This is a genomic window from Nonomuraea basaltis, from assembly GCF_005893125.1.
Taxonomy (GTDB): Bacteria; Actinomycetota; Actinomycetes; order Streptosporangiales; family Streptosporangiaceae; genus Nonomuraea; species Nonomuraea basaltis.
In genome coordinates, this window is sequence record NZ_VCJS01000504.1 from 1 (window position 1) to 2139 (window position 2139).

Genomic DNA, 2139 nt, shown 5'->3' on the forward strand with positions numbered 1-2139 from the left:
TATAATCCATACAGGCGCCATTCCAGCATTGGAATGCACAGCCCCGTCACGTACGAGAGCCTCTACCGGCCCTCAGACACCGCCGAGTGACCTCACCTCAGGTGTCCGTGCAACGGGGGGAAGCTCAATGGAGGAATTGCGGCTACTGCGGATGGCGCCGCCGATTCAATCCAAGGGTTGAGGACTGAGCGCCGATTGCTTCAGAGAATATGAGCACCGTTCCCCGTACCGAGCGGGGAACCTTTTGCACTTCACGAGAGGTGATCCGTGAAGAGAATCCTCCCTGCCCTCGCCTGTGTGCTCGCCCTGGGCGTCTCCGCAGTACCGGCACACGCTCAGGACCCGACGCCGGAGCCGACCGCGTCGCAAGGAGACGTCCAAAGTCAGACACCGCAACCTCCCGGCGACTCCTTGGCCGCCGCACCGGATGCCTGCACGATCTATGGCTGCTACACCGGAGACGGCTGGGGCTCTGGTTTTGGCCGCTGGGTGGCTGACGGCGACAAGATGTGGGTCTGCGATCGGTCCGCCGATGGATGGTCGATCGTAGTATTCGCCGATATCGGTGGCAGCGCCCAGCCGGAGAAGTGGCACACGAGCGGTGCCGGACAGTGCACTGAGCGTTCTTACGGCAATGTCGCCGAGGGAAAGTACATCGACTACTTCACCTGCCTGGGGAAGTACAGCACCAACGAAATAAAGTGGGATTCGTGCGGCTTGACCCGCTCCGGCACCACCTGAGCCGAGAACGGTCGTGGCAGGACAGTCCTCGCGATCAGCCACCGGGCATGCCGGACCAATGAGCAGCGGATCGCCGCGTACTGCGGCACCCCGCTTCTGTCGGCCACGTCGTCGGTCGCGCAGTTCGCGCTCGCGACCGACGACCCGCTGCTCCACCCGGTCATCAAGAACGTGGCCACGAGCCTATGGCCCGCTCCGCACCGAGCGGCCCGGCCTGGCAAGTCCCTCAACACCGCGCTGAACCTGCACCGCCTCCTCCGTACCCACGGTGACAACGGTGTCCCGTACCTACCTGGTCTAGCTCGGGCAGAGCGAGCTCCGGCACCTTCTCCATTGGGCACGGCGAGAAGCGCAAGGGCAAGAAGGCGATCCACTGGCCCTGCAAGATCACCTCTGAGCAGGTATGGCGCCGGCTATGACCGTTCCCAGCGCAGCTACTCCGCATGCCCTGCTCAGTGGCTGTCCATGATCCTCTCCGTCTCCCCAAAAAGCATTGTTTGCCTGCCTGATCAGGGCTGCCAAACAATCTTGCCCCCACGATCCTGGTGGCACAGGCCCCGGCTGGGAGCGGTCCTGGACCCGCTTGCTGCGGGGCACTTCCCTGAGCGCCGGCGCCTGCTCTGCGTGCAGGTCAGGGTCAGTGCAATCGGTCATTCAATCCCTGCAGAATTCGGAGGACAGATGAACGACAGAGCAACGCATCGCACGCGAGGCTTGGTGCGGGCGGGCGCCGCGACTGTTGCCGCGACCGCCACCCTCGTGTGCCTGGCCACGACGTCGGCCCAGGCGGACCCCAGCCCCTCGACCGAGATGAAACAGGCTCAAGAGATCGCCGAACAGCTACGACGGGCGCCCGGTGGAGTGGTCATCAACGACCGCCAGATCTCCTACGACAACGGTGCGGTCATCGTCACGATAGAGGCGGAAGACGCGTCCACCCAAGCGGCGGGCGACTGCCCCAACGGATGGTTCTGCCTGTGGTCGAAAACCGACTTCAAGGGCACCAGATATCAGTTCCACGACGCCGGAATATGGCAGAACCTGGATCATTACAGTCTGCCATGGTTCTACTCCATGTATAACCGCCGAAACAACAGAGTGTTCCTTCGCAACTACCCGAATGACCCCGCGTACGAGTTGTGCTACCAAGCGGGCGTGCGTATTAGCAACGCGTCAAACATCAAGCACATGCGAGGTATCTACCTGGCTAAAAGCAACAATCGATGCGGCTAGCAGCCAAGTGGTGCCGAGCATGCAGTAGAACGCGATCAGCGCGTCGTCCGAAAGAAAGGTGCGAACACGATGGCTGTCATCAAATATCACCGCAAGCGAGCGGCCAGCGCCCTTGTCGCAGGATGCGTCGCACTCCTATGCGTTGCTCCGACGGCGGCGCACGCC

Annotated in this window: 2 protein-coding genes; both read left to right on the plus strand. The window is 62.5% G+C overall.

The features are described from left to right. Positions 1–267 precede the first annotated feature (267 nt). Entirely contained in the window at positions 268–741 is a 474-nt protein-coding gene (locus EJK15_RS68980; RefSeq protein ID WP_138720876.1) for a hypothetical protein, read from the plus strand. Between the two features lie 681 nt (positions 742–1422). Next, positions 1423–1974 carry a peptidase inhibitor family I36 protein gene (locus tag EJK15_RS68985; protein WP_171075431.1) on the plus strand — a complete coding sequence of 184 codons (552 nt, stop codon included), beginning with the start codon at positions 1423–1425 and terminating at the stop codon, positions 1972–1974. The last annotated feature ends 165 nt before the right edge of the window (positions 1975–2139 follow it).